18 protein-coding genes are annotated in these 17,397 nt (G+C 59.4%); 10 read left to right on the forward strand and 8 right to left on the reverse strand.

All coding sequences use genetic code 11. The features are described 5' to 3' along the window. Nucleotides 1-26: 26 nt before the first annotated feature. Nucleotides 27-356, reverse strand: a complete 330-nt coding sequence (locus C1Y42_RS23765; RefSeq protein ID WP_164861029.1) for a hypothetical protein — start codon at nt 354-356, stop codon at nt 27-29. On the opposite strand from C1Y42_RS23765, the gene C1Y42_RS21375 reads away from it, so the two are divergent. Continuing rightward, on the forward strand, nt 300-1,283 hold the full coding sequence (locus C1Y42_RS21375) for an acyltransferase (RefSeq protein ID WP_230857092.1): 984 nt from the start codon (nt 300-302) through the stop codon (nt 1,281-1,283). The two genes, C1Y42_RS23765 and C1Y42_RS21375, sit on opposite strands and share 57 nt — an antisense overlap. Before the next feature lie 48 nt (nt 1,284-1,331). On the opposite strand, the gene C1Y42_RS21380 is transcribed toward C1Y42_RS21375, so the two are convergent. The 6 genes from C1Y42_RS21380 to C1Y42_RS21405 all read right to left on the reverse strand — a co-directional run bounded on the left by C1Y42_RS21380 (nt 1,332) and on the right by C1Y42_RS21405 (nt 6,457). Continuing rightward, nucleotides 1,332-2,324 (reverse strand): LacI family DNA-binding transcriptional regulator, encoded by a 993-nt coding sequence (locus C1Y42_RS21380; protein ID WP_104094304.1) that lies wholly within the window; start codon nt 2,322-2,324, stop codon nt 1,332-1,334. A gap of 79 nt (nt 2,325-2,403) precedes the next feature. Continuing rightward, nucleotides 2,404-3,534, reverse strand: a complete 1,131-nt coding sequence (locus C1Y42_RS21385; RefSeq protein ID WP_104094305.1) for an ROK family protein — start codon at nt 3,532-3,534, stop codon at nt 2,404-2,406. A gap of 99 nt (nt 3,535-3,633) precedes the next feature. Next, complete coding sequence (dnaC, locus tag C1Y42_RS21390) at nt 3,634-4,374, reverse strand: DNA replication protein DnaC (protein WP_021506883.1); 741 nt, start codon at nt 4,372-4,374, stop codon at nt 3,634-3,636. Next, on the reverse strand, nt 4,374-4,910 hold the full coding sequence (dnaT, locus tag C1Y42_RS21395; protein WP_021506884.1) for a primosomal protein DnaT: 537 nt from the start codon (nt 4,908-4,910) through the stop codon (nt 4,374-4,376). The genes dnaC and dnaT overlap by 1 nt, the downstream gene beginning before the upstream one ends. A 101-nt stretch (nt 4,911-5,011) precedes the next feature. Continuing rightward, nucleotides 5,012-5,689 carry a hypothetical protein gene (locus tag C1Y42_RS21400; protein WP_059010246.1) on the reverse strand — a complete coding sequence of 226 codons (678 nt, stop codon included), beginning with the start codon at nt 5,687-5,689 and terminating at the stop codon, nt 5,012-5,014. A 78-nt stretch (nt 5,690-5,767) separates the two neighbouring features. Next, complete coding sequence (locus tag C1Y42_RS21405) at nt 5,768-6,457, reverse strand: autotransporter domain-containing protein (protein WP_058781879.1); 690 nt, start codon at nt 6,455-6,457, stop codon at nt 5,768-5,770. A gap of 187 nt (nt 6,458-6,644) precedes the next feature. Between C1Y42_RS21405 and C1Y42_RS21410 the strand changes: the two genes are divergently transcribed. From C1Y42_RS21410 to C1Y42_RS21450, 9 genes are all read left to right on the forward strand, one after another. Next, nucleotides 6,645-7,205, forward strand: coding sequence for a DNA-3-methyladenine glycosylase I (locus tag C1Y42_RS21410; protein WP_058781878.1), 561 nt, complete (start codon nt 6,645-6,647; stop codon nt 7,203-7,205). A gap of 109 nt (nt 7,206-7,314) precedes the next feature. Beyond that, nucleotides 7,315-7,977, forward strand: a complete 663-nt coding sequence (locus C1Y42_RS21415; RefSeq protein WP_021506888.1) for an OmpA family lipoprotein — start codon at nt 7,315-7,317, stop codon at nt 7,975-7,977. A gap of 157 nt (nt 7,978-8,134) precedes the next feature. Further along, entirely contained in the window at nt 8,135-9,139 is a 1,005-nt protein-coding gene (locus tag C1Y42_RS21420; protein ID WP_104094306.1) for a LacI family DNA-binding transcriptional regulator, read from the forward strand. A gap of 58 nt (nt 9,140-9,197) precedes the next feature. Next, nucleotides 9,198-10,223, forward strand: a complete 1,026-nt coding sequence (locus C1Y42_RS21425) for a LacI family DNA-binding transcriptional regulator (protein ID WP_058758181.1) — start codon at nt 9,198-9,200, stop codon at nt 10,221-10,223. 158 nt (nt 10,224-10,381) lie between these two features. Beyond that, the gene (locus C1Y42_RS21430; RefSeq protein WP_104094307.1) at nt 10,382-11,131 is read left to right on the forward strand and encodes a sugar phosphate isomerase/epimerase; all 750 of its coding nucleotides are present in this window, start codon (nt 10,382-10,384) and stop codon (nt 11,129-11,131) included. 10 nt (nt 11,132-11,141) lie between these two features. Further along, nucleotides 11,142-12,089, forward strand: coding sequence for a sugar kinase (locus C1Y42_RS21435; RefSeq protein ID WP_104094308.1), 948 nt, complete (start codon nt 11,142-11,144; stop codon nt 12,087-12,089). A 175-nt stretch (nt 12,090-12,264) separates the two neighbouring features. After that, complete coding sequence (locus tag C1Y42_RS21440; RefSeq protein ID WP_104094309.1) at nt 12,265-13,548, forward strand: MFS transporter; 1,284 nt, start codon at nt 12,265-12,267, stop codon at nt 13,546-13,548. A gap of 66 nt (nt 13,549-13,614) precedes the next feature. Continuing rightward, the gene (gene ghrB / locus C1Y42_RS21445) at nt 13,615-14,589 is read left to right on the forward strand and encodes a glyoxylate/hydroxypyruvate reductase GhrB (RefSeq protein WP_104094310.1); all 975 of its coding nucleotides are present in this window, start codon (nt 13,615-13,617) and stop codon (nt 14,587-14,589) included. Between the two features lie 80 nt (nt 14,590-14,669). Next, nucleotides 14,670-15,917: a valine--pyruvate transaminase gene (locus C1Y42_RS21450; protein ID WP_104094311.1), complete on the forward strand. Its 1,248-nt coding sequence runs from the start codon at nt 14,670-14,672 to the stop codon at nt 15,915-15,917. On the opposite strand, the gene C1Y42_RS21455 is transcribed toward C1Y42_RS21450, so the two are convergent. Beyond that, nucleotides 15,914-17,359 carry a PLP-dependent aminotransferase family protein gene (locus tag C1Y42_RS21455; protein WP_058770738.1) on the reverse strand — a complete coding sequence of 482 codons (1,446 nt, stop codon included), beginning with the start codon at nt 17,357-17,359 and terminating at the stop codon, nt 15,914-15,916. The genes C1Y42_RS21450 and C1Y42_RS21455 overlap by 4 nt on opposite strands. Nucleotides 17,360-17,397: the final 38 nt, after the last annotated feature.

Here is a 17,397-nt window from a genome sequence, read left to right on the forward strand (position 1 = left end):
GTCCAGAAATAACGCTAGCCAACTGGTTAGCGTTTTTTCATTAATAAGCCCTTTCTCATCGTCATCCAGGGAAAATCCGAATATTTTACTGGTCCTGAACATTGCTTGCTTTTTATGAGGATTAAAATTCTAATAGATTGCATCTGCTCACGCAGAACACCTGTGATAAGAATATTCCGAAGCAACCATGCAAAGTCTTTCATGGCTTTTCCTGGCACGTCGTCACTCAATGAAAGAATGCTGACATGAACGAAAAAAACAATTTTGACATCGTACGACTTTCCCTCGCCTTTATCGTAATGCTGGTGCATTCCGCTGAGGTGACGAGAAACGCCGATATCCGTTTCCTGGCGCATTTTCTCAATAGTGATTTTGCCGTCAAAGGATTTTTCGCAATAAGTGGTTTTCTTATTGCAAAAAGTTACTTAAGAAGTAAATCGCTGACGTCCTATTTTATTAAGCGCGCGCAACGTATATTGCCGGCTTATATTTTCACCATCATCATGTGTTTTGTGATTGGCATGTGTCTTACCACCCTGCCGCTGATGGATTTCCTGAAAAATAAAGAAACCCTTAAATATCTGGTCGCCAACTTCTCGTTTCTTAACTTTATTCAGCCGTCGCTGCCGGGCGTGTTTACCGACAACCCCAATCAGCCGCTGGATGGTTCACTGTGGACCATCAAAGCCGAGCTGACACTCTACGTGCTGCTGCCCTTTATCGTGCCGTTGCTGAAGCGAAGCCCGCTGAAAGTGTGGAGCGTGATTTTTATTATCTCCTGCGCCTGGTACTTCTACTTCACCGCGCTGTACAGCGGCCCGAAAGCCGATACGCTGGCCAAGCAGTTTATTGCGCTGTCGTCCTACTTCTTCTTTGGCAGCCTGCTGGCGGTGCATCAGCCAACCTTTGACCGCCTGAAAGAGATCACCATTGTGTCGCTGGTGGTGTTCCTGCTGTTCAAGAGCACGGATTACGCGTTTATCGTTGAGCCGGTGGCGTTTTCGGCGGTAGTGATTCTGTTCTGCACCAGCCTGTGTAAAGAGATAAAAATCAGCCAGTACGGCGATCTCTCTTACGGCATGTACCTCTATCACTGGCCGATTATTCAGGTGCTGCAGCATTTCGGTGTGTTCGATGCCAACGCGTTTGCTGGCCTGGGGCTGACAATTGTGATGACACTGGCGCTGGCTTACACCTCGTGGAATTTGCTGGAGAGCCGTTTCCTGAAGCGCACCCATCACGCTCAGCCGTCGATTGTGCCGCCCACCGCTGCACGCGACTAAGCGTTAATTATGCAGGCGCACGTCGCGCCTGCACCAAAGCGCCACCGCTCAAATGGTGGCGCCCATCGACAGCTGATAATGCAAATCCACCTGTTCAATGGTGGGCTGCTGGTTAATCTTCTTCAGCACAATTTCCGTTGCCACTTTGCCCATCTCGAAGCGCGGTGTAATCACACTGGCCAGCCGCGGCGTTGTCGCCTGACCAATCTCCAGTCCGTGGAATCCGGCAATCGCCAGCGCCTGCGGCACTGCAATGCCTGCCGCCTGACACTCCTGCAGCACGCCGACCGCCAGATCATCGTTGGTACAGAGAATGGCATCCATCTGCGGATAGAGCTGGCGCGCCAGCGTCATCATGCCGGTGCCAATCGACACCGAAGAGACTTTGTTCGGTACGATGCGTCCGGCCGGCAATCCGGCCGCCGCCACGGCATCGCAATAGCCGGCATAGCGTTGTTGATCGCGGCGATCGGACATTGAGCCAAAATAAATCACCCGCCGTTTGCCGCTGGCCAGCAGCATCGCGGTCATGTCGTAGCCGGCACGGTAATTATCAAAGCCGACGTTAATGCGCCCGCGCGTCTCGCTCAGTCCCATCACTTCGGCGACCGGAATGGTGGCCGCGTTAAGATACTTTTCCGCGCGCACGGTATGCACCGACTCGGTCAGGATCAATCCCTGCACGTTAAAAGCCAGTACCGTGGCAATCTGCTCCTCTTCGCGCTGCGGATTGTAGTCGTAGTTGACCACCAGCGTCTGATAGCCGTGGGCGCTGGTGACCGATTCGATACCGGCCAGCAGATCGGCAAAGATTTGATTATTGAATGAGGGGATGAGCACGCCGATGCGCGGCGGCGGGTGCCGCGACGCCGCGGTGTTTTCCTGTTCGGCGACGTAGCCGATTTCGGCCATGACGCTGGCGATTTTCGCCGCCGTTTCCGCCCTGACCTTTTCCGGCGTGCGCAGATAGCGGCTCACCGTCATCTTGGTGACCCCAGCGAGAGTCGCAATATCGTCCAGAGTGATGCGCTGCGTTTTCATTGCGCGGTCCGCAAAGAGAGCCTGTCAATCAACGTATTATGCCCGCTGGCGAGTCAAAAAAGAAACGCTGCTCCGCCGGTCATACCGGTCGCTCGTAGTGCTCAATCACCGCCAGCGCCAGGCCATTGGCCGGATCGATGCGCTGCGGCAGAAAGTGCAGCGCGGTATGGGCAAAGGTAAACGCCAGCGTGCCGGCCTGTGCCGCCTGCTGTACCGCCTGCACAAACGCCGGTTGCGCATTCCACGGACCGTCGATGATGATGCTGGCCGGATTGACCAGCTGCATTACCTGGCTCAGCGCATGGCCGAGATAGCGGCCGGTCTGCGCCATCAGCTCATACACGATCTCCGGCTCGCTGTCGCCAGACTGCCAGCGTAAACCGGGCTTGCGCCGGGCCAGCTGCTGCTGGATCGCCGGCAGGCTCACCAGCGTCTCCAGACAACCCTGTCGCCCGCAGCTGCAGCGCGCGCCATTGGGCTGCACGCTCAGATGGCCAATCTCACCGGCGGTCCAGCTGCTGCCGCTGAACACCTCGCCGCGCTCCACCAGCGCGCCGCCCACGCCATCGGCGATGCGCAGATAGAAGTGGCTTTGCGCTTTATTGAGCTCCAGCTGCTGCACCGCAAGCAGCGCGGCCGCTTTGACGTTATTCATGATGCGCAGCGGCAGCTCAACGCCGCGCCGCAGCGGCGTCAGCACATCGACATCCTGCCAGCCGAGCGGCGCAGAAAAGTGCACCCGCCCGCGCTGAGAATCAATGATGCCGGGAAAACCGATGGCGACGCCCAGCAGCGCCGGATGCGCCGCGCGCAGCGTCTGACACACTTCCGTCAGCTCGTGCAGCAGCCCGTCGGCATCGGCCGTTTCGGTGCGCCAGGTTTGCTCGGCCACCACGCGCGAAAAGTAGTCGCACACGCGCCAGTGAATCGCCTGGCGCTCCACCATGATGCCCGCGCTTTTCAGCTGACCCGCGCGCAGTTCGATCTCAATTTTGGGCCGGCCAGCCGCAGCCACGCTGACCGGGCCAAGCTCGTGAATCAGCCCCTGCGCCAGCAGGTCATCGATAATCAGGGAAACGGTGTTTTTGCTCAGGTCGAGCGCCAGCGCCAGATCCTGGCGGGAAGTGATGCGGGTGGTGCGCAGCTGCGTCATCACCCGTTTGAGGTTGTTCAGTCGAAGTACCGCTGGTCCTTTCCCGGCTGCTTTCATCGCACCCTCACCTGACAAAGAGTAATAGGTGTAAGTTTAGCAGCCCGCACCGGCGGTTAATCGCCGGTAAAACCGGGTTTTTACCGCTTCTGCCGCGTATCAATACTCGTCGCCGCGCACGCGGCTGCGGTAACTTTCCCAGTCAAAACGCACCCACAGGCTATTACCGAGGCGCATGCGATCCATCACCCGTTCGCCAAGCAGCGTGTTCATGCCGGCCGGATCGAGGTTGGAGAGCATGCCGGTCGGCCGCTTTGACGACGAACGGCGATCGACAATCTGATTGATGATCACTTTCTCGTAGCGCGATTCGCTCTGCATACCGATCTCATCGATCACCAGCAGATCGACATGGCTGAGATCCTGCAGCAGCCGCTCTTCGGTCAGGTCGCTGCCGCCGCTGAAGGTGCCTTTCATGCTCGACATCAGATCGGCCACCGTGACAATCAGCACGCTTTTACCGCGCAGAATCAGATCGTTACCAATCGCCGCCGCCAGATGGTTTTTACCGGTACCGGGACGGCCGGAGAAGACAAAGCTGGCGATGCTGTTCTCAAACCCGGCGGCGTATTCACGCGCCAGACTGAGCGCCTTGCGCTGGCCGTCATTTTCGACGCGGTAGTTGTCGAACGAGCAGTTCATGTGCAACTCACGGATGCCGGAGCGGCCCATGATGCGCTGCATCTTCATGGCGCGGTTTTCGCGCACAATCGCTTCTGAGCGCAGCCGGCCCTGCTCCTGATTCCACGCCAGCAGCTCGGCGCCGTTTTTAAACTTTGGCTGCACATCCGCGGGCATAATTTTTTTCAGGCGACTGAAAAGATCGTTCGGCGTTTTCATTACTCACCTCGGAATCCATCGGGAATATCATAATCAGTATTGCTGATCTGAGTGATATCGCGCTTTGGCTGACCGCCGTTGGCGGCGCGGTTCATCTGCACGCTGCGCGCCAGTTTCTGCTGCCACTGTACATGGTGAAACAGCCGGCCTTCCGCCTGCCAGTAGGCGACGAAAGCCGCCAGCTCTGCGGCGGTCACCGGCTCGCTCAGCGCCACGCCCCAGATCGCCGCCTGGCGCTGGAAGTCGCTGTCCGGCTGCCAGCCCGGATACATGGCGAACTTGCCCACCGGCACGGCGATTGGCGCGGCGTCGCTGTGAAACAGGCTGTCGTCCAGCGTGACATCATTCGGCTGCTGCGCCGCTGCTTCCAGCGCCAGCAGGTGCGCGAGGCGCTGCGGCGTGATCGCGTAAAACGCCGGAACATTGTTGTGCAGCACCGCCAGCGTGCCGTTATCGGCCTGCTGCAGCGTGGTGAGGGGATCGTGGCAAAAGCCGTCCAGCCCCACCAGCGTTGAAGATAAGATTTTGACTGACATGAAGAAACCTGACGTTGACTCACCCGGTGCACCGGCGACCCGGTGCTAAGCGGTCAGTGTACCTGTTTTAGCACCGGGGATCGCCATAAAACCGCGCGGATTTAGCGCGAGGCGAAGTGCGCTTCAGCCGCCTCAATGCTGACCACGCGACGGCTGGCGCGGGCCGTTGCCAGCGCCGGGCGGGTTTGCCACAGATAGCGCAGCGATGCCACCAGACACAGGCTGTAGCCAAACAGCTCGCTGCCCTCTTCCGCCATGTTCTTCACCACGCGGTTATAGCCATCCAGCATCAGTTGCTGCCACAGCTCATGCATGCCAAACAGCCGCGAGAACACCAGCACCGCCAGCAGCCCGGCGGCCATCATTTGCCAGCTGCGATGCTGCAGCAGTGCCGCCAGGCCCGGCAGGATTTGCCGCGGCTGACGCAGCGCCATCGCCAGCGAGGCCGCGGTCGTTGCCAGCGCAAACCACAGCCATGCGCCGTGTTGCACCACGTCGAACAGAAAATCCATTTCACGAATCAGCATGCAGCTGAAGAAGCCACCGACCAGGATCAGCGCGCTGCGCTGCTGCGGTCGCTGCCAGGCGGCGAGGAAGAACAGTGCGGCAATGGCCGCCAGCATCAGCTCCTGTGTCGCTTCGGTGAAAGAGGTTTCGTGCAGTGCATCGTTCATCCAGTTGACGTCGATGTAGACCATCGCCATACAGAAGACCAGCACCAATCCACTGATGATAAAGGCCGCCAGTTCGCGGCTAATAAGAATAATGTTTTCGCGCATTGTGATACCAAATCAGAAAATAATTAGCGCGCTTATTATATTTCCGCTGGCTGGCACCACTTCTCATTTCATGCCGCTTCAGAAGCTGGCGCTGACGCCGAGGTTGTAAATGAACTGTTCGCCGCTGCTGACCGCGCCGGTCTGGGCAAAGGAGGCGAACGCTGCCATGTTCTGGCCGAGCGGCAGACGGGCACCGACGCTGACATCCATCCAGTTCGTTTCCCGGTTCATCTCTTCCGGCCGATCGCGTGGCGCGGCCGTGCCGTCGAAGCTGAGCTGATGGCTGTAACTCACCTGCGCCCACGGCGATATCCAGCCAAAACTGGAATCCACGCGCCAGCCCAGTGAAGCGATGTGTTCGGCGTTATTACGATCGACCGGCGCGCAGGCGGCGCAGCTCAGGGTGGAATCATCGACAGCAAACTGCGCCACCGGACCGGTGCGCAGGCGGTCATTCATCGGCAGGTTCCAGCCTGCCGAGTAGCGGTTCACCAGCGGCGAGTTGCCGACGCTGGCCGTTTCGCTGTGCAGCGCCATGCCGCCGCCGGGCGGATTGAGCGCGGCATCAAGCAAATCGCTCTCGCGGTTTTCTGTCAACATCAGATGATTACTGGAAATTTTTTCGGCAAGTATCGCATTGTAATCCGGCGCGCTGCTCTCGCTGGCCTGATCCCAGGCGTGCGCCGGCAGGGCCGCCACCAGTAGCCACCCACCGCTAAAGGCCAGCGCAAGGAGACGCTGGCCGGTCCGCTGACTGTTCTGCCACATGAAAGACTCCTGACGAGCCGGAAGGGATCGGGTTGGCCTTGAAATTGATGATGATCCTGAAGCGTTCACCCGGTTGCAGCGCGAACGTCCATGACGTTATTATCGGCACCCATTGATTAACTATTAATCGATTCTTTCAAACGTCAAGCGACTGACCGCTTTTTCCTCATGCTTAGGGAGTGATGCAATGCAGCGATGTGGCTGGGTAACACAGGATGCGCTTTATCTGGCGTACCACGACACGGAATGGGGCGTGCCGCAGACCGATAAGCGCGCCTTATTTGAGATGCTGTGTCTGGAGGGGCAACAGGCTGGCCTGTCATGGATCACCGTGCTGAAAAAGCGCGAGAACTACCGCCAGGCGTTTCATGATTTTGATCCGCAGGCGGTGGCGCTGATGGATGAGGCCGATCTGCTGCGCCTGCTGCAGAACAGCGGTTTGATCCGCCATCGCGGCAAGCTGGAAGCCATCATCAATAATGCCAAAGCGCTGCTGGCGCTGGAGGCCACCGGTGAAGACTTTTCCCGCTTTATCTGGTCATTTGTCGATAACCAGCCGATTTTGCACCGTTATGCGGATTATAAACTGGCGCCCACCACCTCCGAACCGGCCATTGCGCTGTCTAAAGCGCTTAAGAAGCGTGGTTTTAAATTCGTCGGGCCTACAACCTGCCACTCTTTTTTACAGGCCTGCGGGCTGATAAACGATCATCAAACCAGCTGTTTCTGCCATCCCGATAATCTTTAAGGCAAAAGTTTACAAATTAAGACTGCGCCTCACGAATTTCCCCATCATTGAACGGCATAATAGTGCCGTTTTGGGGCATTTTCCCCGTTTCCGTATGAGGGACTTTTTCATGAAAAAGCGTGTACTGGCGCTGGCCTTGTTAATGAGCGGCAGCGTGGCGCTGTCGGGTTGTACCACCAATCCTTATACCGGCGAATCGCAGGCCGGGAAATCGGGCATCGGCGCGGGTCTGGGCGCGGTGCTGGGCGCTGGCGTGGGCGTGCTCTCTTCGTCAAAGAAAGATCGCGGTAAAGGTGCGCTCATTGGCGCAGCGTCCGGTGCGGCACTGGGCGGCGGCGTCGGCTATTACATGGATGTGCAGGAAGCCAAACTGCGCGACAAGATGCGCGGCACCGGCGTCAGCGTAACGCGTCAGGGCGATAACATCGTGCTGAACATGCCGAACAACGTGACTTTTGACTCGAGCAGCGCCAACCTGAAACCGGCCGGCGCAAATACGCTGACCGGCGTGGCGATGGTGCTGAAAGAGTATCCGAAAACCGCCGTCAATGTGGTCGGCTTTACCGACAGCACCGGCACGCGCGCGCTGAACATGCGCCTGTCGCAGCAGCGTGCAGAAAGCGTCGCCAGCGCGCTGATCGTGCAGGGCGTGGCGCAAAACCGCCTGCGCACCCAGGGCATGGGCCCGGATAACCCGGTCGCCAGCAACAGCACCGAAGCCGGTAAAGCACAAAACCGTCGCGTCGAAATTACCCTGAGTCCGCTGGGCTAAGGCACAGGCCGGTCTGCCGCTGCAGGCCGGCTTTTGACGCGTTTTTACGCGCTTATTGACGCGCAAAGCAGCAGATAACGCGTAAACGTCGCAGCACGATAGAGCCAGCGATGACTTTATGCTAGCGTGATCAAAATTTGATCAGTGGAAAGCCATCATGTCACTCAAAGCTATCGCCTCCGCCCTTGGCCTCTCTGTGACCACCGTGAGCCGCGCGCTGAATGGGTTTGATGATGTCGCCGCTGCTACCCGCAAACGCATCGAAGAGGAAGCCGACCGGCGCGGTTATCGCCCGAATGCCGCCGCGCGTCGCCTGAAGACCGGCCGTGCCAATGCGGTCGGGCTGGTGTTTCCGGTCAGCAATGCCTCACTCAACGACAGCTACTACAGTGAAATGCTGCTGACGCTCGATCAGCGTCTCGCCCTGCACGAGATCGATCTGCTGTTGCTCCCCGACAAACCGCAGGATCAGCAGCGCAATTTGCTGCGCATGCTGCGCAGCGGCATGCTGGACGCGCTGATTGTCACCCATACCACGCCGCAGGATGTGCGATTGCAGCGCCTGCAGCAGAAGGGTTTTCGCTTTCTTACGCTGGGGCGCAGTCAGCTGCCGCAGCCTTACGCCTGGTTTGATTATGATAACCATGCCGGAACGCTACTGGCGGCGCAGCACTGCCAGCAGCAGGGCTATACGCGCATCGCTTATCTCGGTGGTAACGAGCCCAGCACCTACATTCTTGACCGCCGGCAGGGGTTTATCGACGCGCTGCCCGCCACGCCATGCGCGCAGCAGGCTGGCTGGATGGCCGCGCTGCCGCCCTCGCGCCGCGCGGGCTATCAGCAAACCCGTGCCTGGCTGGCGCACGTTATCCAGCCTGACGCCATCATCACCGACTGCAGCCCGCTCGGCGAAGGCGCAGCGATTGCCCTGCAGCAGGCCGGGCGTCTGAGCGGCGCGCAGGCAATTCCCCTGTACGTGTACGATGGTCTGCCGCACGACTCGATTATCACGCAACCGGTCAACGCGATTCTGCAATCATCACAGCAGCGGATTGGCGAACGCGTCGCCGAAATGGTGCTGCAGCTGCTGGAAGGCGCGCCGCCCGCGCAGTTACAGACGCTGTGGCAGCCAATGCTGCGCCTCACTTCTGACGCACAGTGATTGCGCGGGTGCCGCGCTGTGATAGTCTTCGCCTGATGCAATTAATCAGGTGTATGTGATGAAAACCAGGCCGCCACGAGCCACAATCAGTGACGTTGCCCGCACGGCAAAAACCGGTAAAACCAGCGTTTCCCGCTATCTGAATGGCGAAGTTCATCTGCTTTCGCCGGATCTGAAAGCCCGTATCGAACAGGCGATTGCCGACCTCAACTACCGCCCCAGCCAGATGGCGCGCGGACTCAAACGCGGCCGCACCCGGCTGATAGGCCTGATCATTGCCGATATCACCAACCCCTACTCGGTGGATGTGCTGAGCGGCATTGAAGCCGCCTGCCGCGCGCGCGGCTTCACGCTGCTGATGTGTAACACCAACAACGAAGTTGACCTCGAACAGCACTACCTGCAGCTGCTCAGCAGCTATCAGGTGGAAGGCATTGTGGTGAATGCGGTCGGGATGCACGAAGAGGTGCTCAACCGTCTGCAGCAGTCGATGCTGCCAATGGTGCTGATTGACCGCAAAATTCCCGACTTCGCCTGCGACGTGGTCGGGCTCAACAACCCGGAGGCCGCCCGCATCGCCACCCGGCATCTGCTGGATAACGGCTATGAAGCGCTGCTGTTTCTCAGTGAACCGCTCGGCAGCGTCAATACCCGCCGCGAACGTCTCGCCGCCTTCTTTGATACCATCAGCGGCGCGCCACAGGTGGTGGCAGAGAATGCCGAAGTGGTGTTGCATCAGCCGGCGCAGCTGGAACAGGTGCTGCAGGCGTTTCATCAGCGCCATCCGGGCAAACGCTGCGCGGTGATGGCCGCCAACGGTGCGCTGACGCTACAGGTGGCGCGGGCGTTACAGCGCCTGACGCTGCGCTGGGGCGAGAGCATTGGCCTGCTGGGCTTTGACGAACTGGAGTGGGCGGCGCTGGCTGGCGTCGGTATCACCACGCTGAAGCAGCCCACCTGGCAGATCGGCTATGCCGCGCTGGAGCAGGTGATCGCGCGTATCGAAGGCAGCGAACAGCCGATTCGCGAGCAGGTTTTCTCCGGTGAACTGATTGTGCGCGGCTCCAGCCAGCCGCTGCGCTAATCCCGCTTTTCACGGCTCACTTCGTGAGCAGGATCATAATTCCGCACTCTGCTACTTTCCTTTGGAACCGGTTCCATTAAGCTTTTTACAGCACATTAACGTGCTGTCCGGCGCAAAACGGTGCGGCGGGCAGTACAGCGAGACAGGCTGGAGGAAAGATGTCGAAAGCGGAAATTATTGTGGTCACGGCTGCCTACGGCGCGCACAAGGTGGCAGAACTGGGCGGCCAGGCAGCGCTGCTGCCGCTGATTAAAGCAGCCGGTGCCGATGGCGTCGAGATCCGCCGCGAGCTGTTCAGCGACGACGAATTGTGCCAGCTGCATACGCTCGGCGACGCGCTGCGTCAGCATCAGCTCAGCGTCAGCTATTCAGTGCCGGAAGCGCTGTGGCAGGCGGACGGTGCGCTCAATCCACGTCTGGCGCAGTTCCTGCAGGAAGCTGAGCTGCTGGGCGCTCAGCGCCTCAAGCTGGCGCTGGGTCACTATGTCTCGCTGGCCGATCGCCAGCTGATTGAAGTGCTGGCCGGCTCGCACGTCACGCTGGTGGTGGAGAACGATCAGACGCCCGACAGCAAACTCACGCCGATGCTGCACTTCTTCCATCACGCCTGCGATGCCGCGCTGCCGCTGGATATGACCTTCGACATGGGCAACTGGCGCTGGACCGGCGAGGACGCCCTGCAGGCAGCGGCGCAGCTCAGTCGCTACGTGAGCTACATTCATGTTAAGGCGGCGGTGCCGCACGGTGACAGCTTCCGCGCCATTGCGCTGGATGACGCCGACGACAGCTGGCGCACGCTGCTGCAGGCGCTGCCGGCCGATGCACCGCGCGGTATTGAGTTCCCATTAGCCGGCGCAGATTTACTGGCGGTGACCCGCCACTATGTCGATCTGCTGCGCGCGGTGTAAGGAGTTGAGCATGACACACACCTCTCAGCTGGATGTCGTCACCATTGGTGAGGCGATGGCGATGTTTATTGCCGGGCAAACCGGCGATCTCGCCGCAGCCGATCAGTTCACGAAGCGCATTGCCGGTGCCGAACTTAACGTGGCGATTGGTCTGGCGCGCCTCGGTTTGCAGGTGGGCTGGGTCAGCCGCGTCGGCGACGACAGCTTCGGCCGTTTTACCCTGCAGCAGCTGGCGAAAGAGCACGTTGACCACCGCTGCGTGACCATTGATAACCGCTATCGCACCGGTTTTCAGCTCAAAGCGCGCGTGGACGACGGCTCCGATCCGGAAGTGGAGTATTTCCGTAAAGGCTCCGCCGCCAGCCACCTGTCACCGGATGATTTCGACGAAAACTATTTTGGCAGCGCGCGCCATCTGCATCTGAGCGGCGTGGCCGCCGCGCTTTCCGATAGCTCGCTGGCGCTGGCTAAACATGCGGCGAAAGAGATGCGCGCCCGCGGCAAAACCATCTCCTTTGATCCTAATCTGCGTCCGGTGCTGTGGCGCAGTGAAGAAGATATGCGTAAGCAGCTGAATTTGCTGGCAGAATACGCCGACTGGGTGCTGCCAGGTGAAAAAGAGGGGCTGATTCTGACCGGCTACCGTCAGCCTGAGGCGATCGCGGATTTCTACCTCGACAAAGGCGTGCGGGCGGTGGTGATCAAAACCGGCAGCGACGGCGCCTGGTATAAAACCGCCGCGGGCGAACAGGGCCAGATTGCGCCGATCCACGTGGAGAATGTGGTGGATACCGTCGGCGCGGGCGATGGCTTTGCGGTCGGGCTGATCAGCGCACTGCTGGAAGGGAAATCGCTGCCGCAGGCGATTCTGCGCGGTAACAAAATTGGTTCGCTGGCGATTCAGGTTGCCGGCGACAGCGAAGGTCTGCCGACGCGCGCAGCGCTAGGCGATTATTAAACAAACGCACGGACCCGTAGCGGCGCAATTTATTGCGCACATGCAGGACGCAACGTCAACAACGCGCGATGAATCGCGCCGCTACGATGCCGTGCCAATACGCTAAAACTGTCTCTACACCCTAATTTCGAGACGCATCCACAGAATGCGCCCGCCTCAACCAGAGGAGTCACCCATGAAATCGCAGACAATCGCGCCAAAACGCTGGTGGTATATCATGCCCATCGTGTTTATCACCTACAGTCTGGCGTATCTGGACCGGGCGAACTTTAGCTTCGCCTCTGCCGCAGGGATAAATGAGGATCTCGGTATCACCAAAGGCATGTCATCGCTGCTCGGTGCCCTGTTCTTCCTTGGCTACTTCTTCTTTCAGATCCCCGGCGCGGTCTATGCCGAGCGCCGCAGCGTAAAAAAACTGATTTTCTGGTGTCTGATTCTGTGGGGCGGCTGCGCCTCGCTGACCGGTATCGTCAGCAATATTCCGATGCTGGCCGCCATCCGCTTTGTCCTCGGCGTGGTGGAAGCGGCGGTAATGCCGGCGATGCTGATCTACATCAGCAACTGGTTTACCAAATCCGAGCGCTCCCGCGCGAATACCTTCCTGATCCTCGGCAACCCGGTGACGGTGCTGTGGATGTCAGTGGTGTCCGGCTACCTGATTAACTCCTTTGGCTGGCGCGAGATGTTCATCATCGAGGGCTTCCCGGCGGTGATCTGGGCGATTGCCTGGTGGTTTATGGTGCAGGATAAACCGGCCCAGGCCAAATGGATGAGCGACGAAGAGAAAGCGGCGCTGCAGGCGCAGCTGCAGAAGGAGCAGGAGAACATTAAAGCGGTGCGCAACTACAGCGAAGCCTTCCGCAACCGCAACGTTATCCTGCTGTGCCTGCAATATTTTGCCTGGAGCATCGGCGTGTACGGTTTCGTGCTGTGGCTGCCGTCGATTCTGCGTAACGGCACGCAGATGGGCATGGTCGAAGCGGGCTGGCTGTCGGCGGTACCGTATCTGGTGGCGACCATCGCCATGCTGGTGGTGTCGTGGACGTCGGACAAGACGCAAAACCGTAAGCTGTTTGTCTGGCCGCTGCTGCTGATTGGCGCACTGGCGTTCCTCGGCTCGTGGATGGTGGGCTCCAGCAACTTCTGGCTGTCGTATGCGCTGCTGGTGATTGCCGGTGGTGCGATGTACGCCCCGTATGGCCCGTTCTTCGCCATCATTCCGGAGATGCTGCCGCGCAATGTTTCCGGCGGTGCCATGGCGCTGATTAACAGTATGGGCGCACTGGGTTCCTTCATCGGTTCATGGATCGTAGGCTATCTTAATGGGGCGACCGGCAGTCCTGCCGCCTCCTATGTCTTTATGGGTGCTGCGCTACTGGCGTCGGTGTGGCTGACGCTGATTGTTAAACCGGCGGCCAACAAAACGCCGCCGCCGATTCACGGGGCGAAGCACGCCTGAAAGCGTAAGCGATGACTTTTCCGGGCGACTCAGGTCGCCCGTCACACGTTCTACAGGGAGCAAATAATGAAACCTGCTGTGATTCTGTATAAGAGCCTGCCCGATGACCTGCGTGCCAAGCTGGACCAGCACTTCAGCGTGACGGAAGTGAAAGATGTCTCGCCGGAGACGGTGAAACAGCATGCGGCGCAGTTCGCCGCAGCGCTGGGTCTGCTGGGCTCCGGTGGCAAAGTGAATGATGAGCTGCTGGCCAGCATGCCGGCACTGCGTGCCTGTTCTACCGTCTCCGTCGGCTATGACAACTTTGACGTTGATGCGCTCAACCAGCGCAACGTTCTGCTGATGCACACGCCCACCGTACTGACCGAAACCGTGGCCGATACCATGATGGCGCTGGTGCTGAGCACCGCGCGTCGCGTCGCCGAACTGGATAAGTGGGTCAAAGCCGGTGAGTGGAAAAAGAGTATTGACGCTGAGCACTTCGGCATCGACGTACACCACAAGACGCTGGGCATTCTCGGCATGGGCCGCATTGGTCTGGCACTGGCGCAGCGCGCGCACTTTGGCTTCGGCATGAACATTCTGTACAACGCCCGCCGCCAGCATGAAGAGGCAGAAACCCGCTTTGGCGCGCGCGCCTGCGATCTGGAAACGCTGCTGAAAGAGAGCGATTTTGTCTGCATCAGCCTGCCGCTGACCGAGCAGACGCACCATATGATCGGTGCGGAACAGCTGAAACTGATGAAGCCGAGCGCGATTCTGATCAACGCCGGACGCGGTCCGGTGGTCGATGAGCAGGCGCTGACCGCCGCACTGAAAGACGGCACTATTCACGCCGCCGGGCTGGATGTGTTTGAAGTCGAGCCGGTGCCGGCCGATGCGGAAATCCTCACGCTGCCGAACGTGGTCGCGCTGCCGCACATCGGCTCTGCCACGCATGAAACGCGTTACGGCATGGCGCGCGATGCGGTCGACAACCTGATCGCCGCGCTGAGCGGTAAAGTGGAGAAAAACTGCGTTAACCCGCAGGTCCTGGCCTGATCCCACGGCTTTAGCCATTGCGCCTGCCGGTTGCGGGCGCTATGGTGGTCTTCCCCCTGATAACAATGTTTTTACCTCCTATGGCTTTTTCTCAGTTCGGCGACAAATTTACGCAACATTCCGGCATCTCTCGTCTGATGGAAGATATGGGCGAAGGGCTGCGCACGCCTGGCACGATCATGCTGGGCGGCGGTAATCCGGCGCAGATTCCGGCCATCAATGATTATTTCAGTCAGCTGCTGCTGCAGATGCATCAGGACGGCAAGCTGAACGAAGCGCTGTGCAACTACGACGGCCCGCGCGGCAAAGCGCTGCTGCTGGAGGCGCTGGCCACGCTGCTGCGCGAGGAGCTCGGCTGGCCGGTGACGCCACAAAATATCGCGCTCACCAACGGCAGCCAGAGCGCGTTCTTTTACCTGTTTAATCTGTTTGCCGGCCGCCGCGCCGACGGCAGCAAAAAGCGCGTGCTGTTCCCGCTGGCGCCGGAATACCTCGGCTATGCCGATGCCGGGCTGGAGGAGGATCTGTTCATCTCCGCCAAACCCAACATTGAACTGCTGCCGGAAGGCCAGTTCAAATACCACGTCGACTTCGACCATCTGCCGCTGAATGATGAGACCGGCCTGATTTGCGTGTCGCGTCCGACCAATCCAACCGGCAACGTCATCACCGATGACGAACTGCTGCAGCTGGATGCGCTGGCACAGCAGCACGGCGTCCCGCTGCTGATCGATAACGCCTACGGCGTGCCGTTCCCCGGCATCATCTTCAGTGAGGCACGTCCGCTGTGGAACCCCAACACCATTCTGTGCATGAGTCTGTCGAAGCTGGGCCTGCCGGGCGCACGTTGCGGGATTATCGTTGCCGATGAGAGCACGATCAGTGCCATTGGTAACATGAACGGCATTATCAGCCTGGCGCCAGGCAGCATCGGTCCGGCGATTGCCACCGAGATGATTGTGCGTGGCGATCTGCTGCGCCTGTCGCAGGAAGTGATTAAACCGTTCTATCAGGCCAAGGTTAGCGAAACTATCGCGATTATTCGCCGCTATATCAGCGAAGATCGCTGCCTGATCCACAAACCGGAAGGCGCTATATTCCTGTGGCTGTGGTTCCGCGACCTGCCAATCAGCACCGAAGCGCTGTATCAGCGCCTGAAAGCGCGCGGCGTGCTGATGGTGCCGGGCCACTTCTTCTTCCCGGGGCTGGAACAGGCCTGGCCGCACACCCATCAGTGCATGCGCATGAATTACGTACCGGACAGCGACAAGATTGAGCGTGCGGTACAGATTCTGGCGGAAGAGCTGGATAACGCCTGGAACGCTTAATCCGCGCTTAACGACAGCTGGCACCACTGCGCCAGCTGCTGAATCGCCTGTTCGACTTCGGCATTCCAGCCAAAACCGGCGTTGAGTCGGAAGCAGTGATCGTAGCGGTGATCGGTGGCGAAGATGTGCCCAGGCGCGATGCCGATGCCCGCGTTGCGCGCCTTGAGAAACAGCGCGCGCACGTTCAGTGCCTGTTGCGGCATCTCCACCCACAGCACGTAACCGCCCTCCGGCTCCGACACACGCGTGCCCGCCGGGAAGTAGCGCAGCACCGCCTGGCGCATATGGTGGATCTGATTTTTCAGCTCGCGCCGCAGCTTGCGCAGGTGCGCATCGTAACCGCCGCTGCGCAGCAGTTCGGCAATCGCCGCCTGCGACAGCACCGACGTACCCATGCTGGTGGTGTACTTCAGCGAGGCGATTTTGCGCATGTACTTGGTGCTGTGCACCCAGCCAATACGGATGCCGGGCGCCACGGTTTTGGAGAAGCCGCTGCACAGGATGGCATTGGGGCTGAAAGCGCGCATCGGAAACGGCCGGCGCTCGCCGAAAGCCGTATCGCCAAAGATATCGTCCTCAATAATCACCACATCATTCTCATCGGCCTGGCGCGCGATATACGCCTTGTGCTCGTTGGGAATGCTTTTGCCCAGCGGATTATTGATGTTGTTGATGGTGAGATAGGCCTGCACCGCTTTACGCCGGAACAGCCCGGTGAGTTTCGCGACATTAACGTAACCCTCCGGCCCGGCTTCCACTTCAATGACGCGCAGGTTGAGGTTGTGCAGCATCTGTAGCAGCACGAAGTAGCACGGCGACTCCACCGCCACGATATCGCCTGGCCGCGTGGTGGCGCGCAGCGCCAGCGAAATCGCCTCAATGCAGCCGTTAGTGACCAGGATGTCATCAGCGCTGATATTGCAGCCATAATCCACCGCGCGCCGGGCAATTTCCGCCTTGAGCGGCGCATAGCCGGTGCCTTTCACCGTATTACCGAGCAGCGCCGGTTTGCTGTAACCCATCTGCCGCATCAGCAGGCCAATTTTTTTCACCGGATAGAGCGAGATGTCGCCGTTGGCCAGATCGAGCCGCACGCGGCAGTCCGATCCCAGCATCGCCAGGTGCAGTTCGGTTTGCTCATCCAGCGGCGCCACTTCGCGCGGCTGCTCGCTGAATACCGCCGGCACTTTTTTCTCTGTGGGACGCGGTGCGACAAAAAAGCCAGACTTCGGCCGCGCCACCGCGTAGTGCTCATCCTCCAGCGTGCGTAATGTTTTCAGCGCAGTGGTCATGCTGACGCGATACTGCGTCGCCAGCGTGCGCACCGACGGCAAACGGCTGTCGGGCGGCAGCGATCCGCTGTGAATGGCCTGTTTTATCTGCTCAGCGATCTGACGGTAACGACTGCTCTGACTCTCCTGTTCCTGCGTTTCACCCGCCATCTGTTCCACCCCATATCGTGCTGATCTGTGCGTATTCA

The organism is Pantoea sp. ICBG 985 (assembly GCF_002928365.1).
Lineage (GTDB): Bacteria > Pseudomonadota > Gammaproteobacteria > Enterobacterales > Enterobacteriaceae > Pantoea > Pantoea dispersa.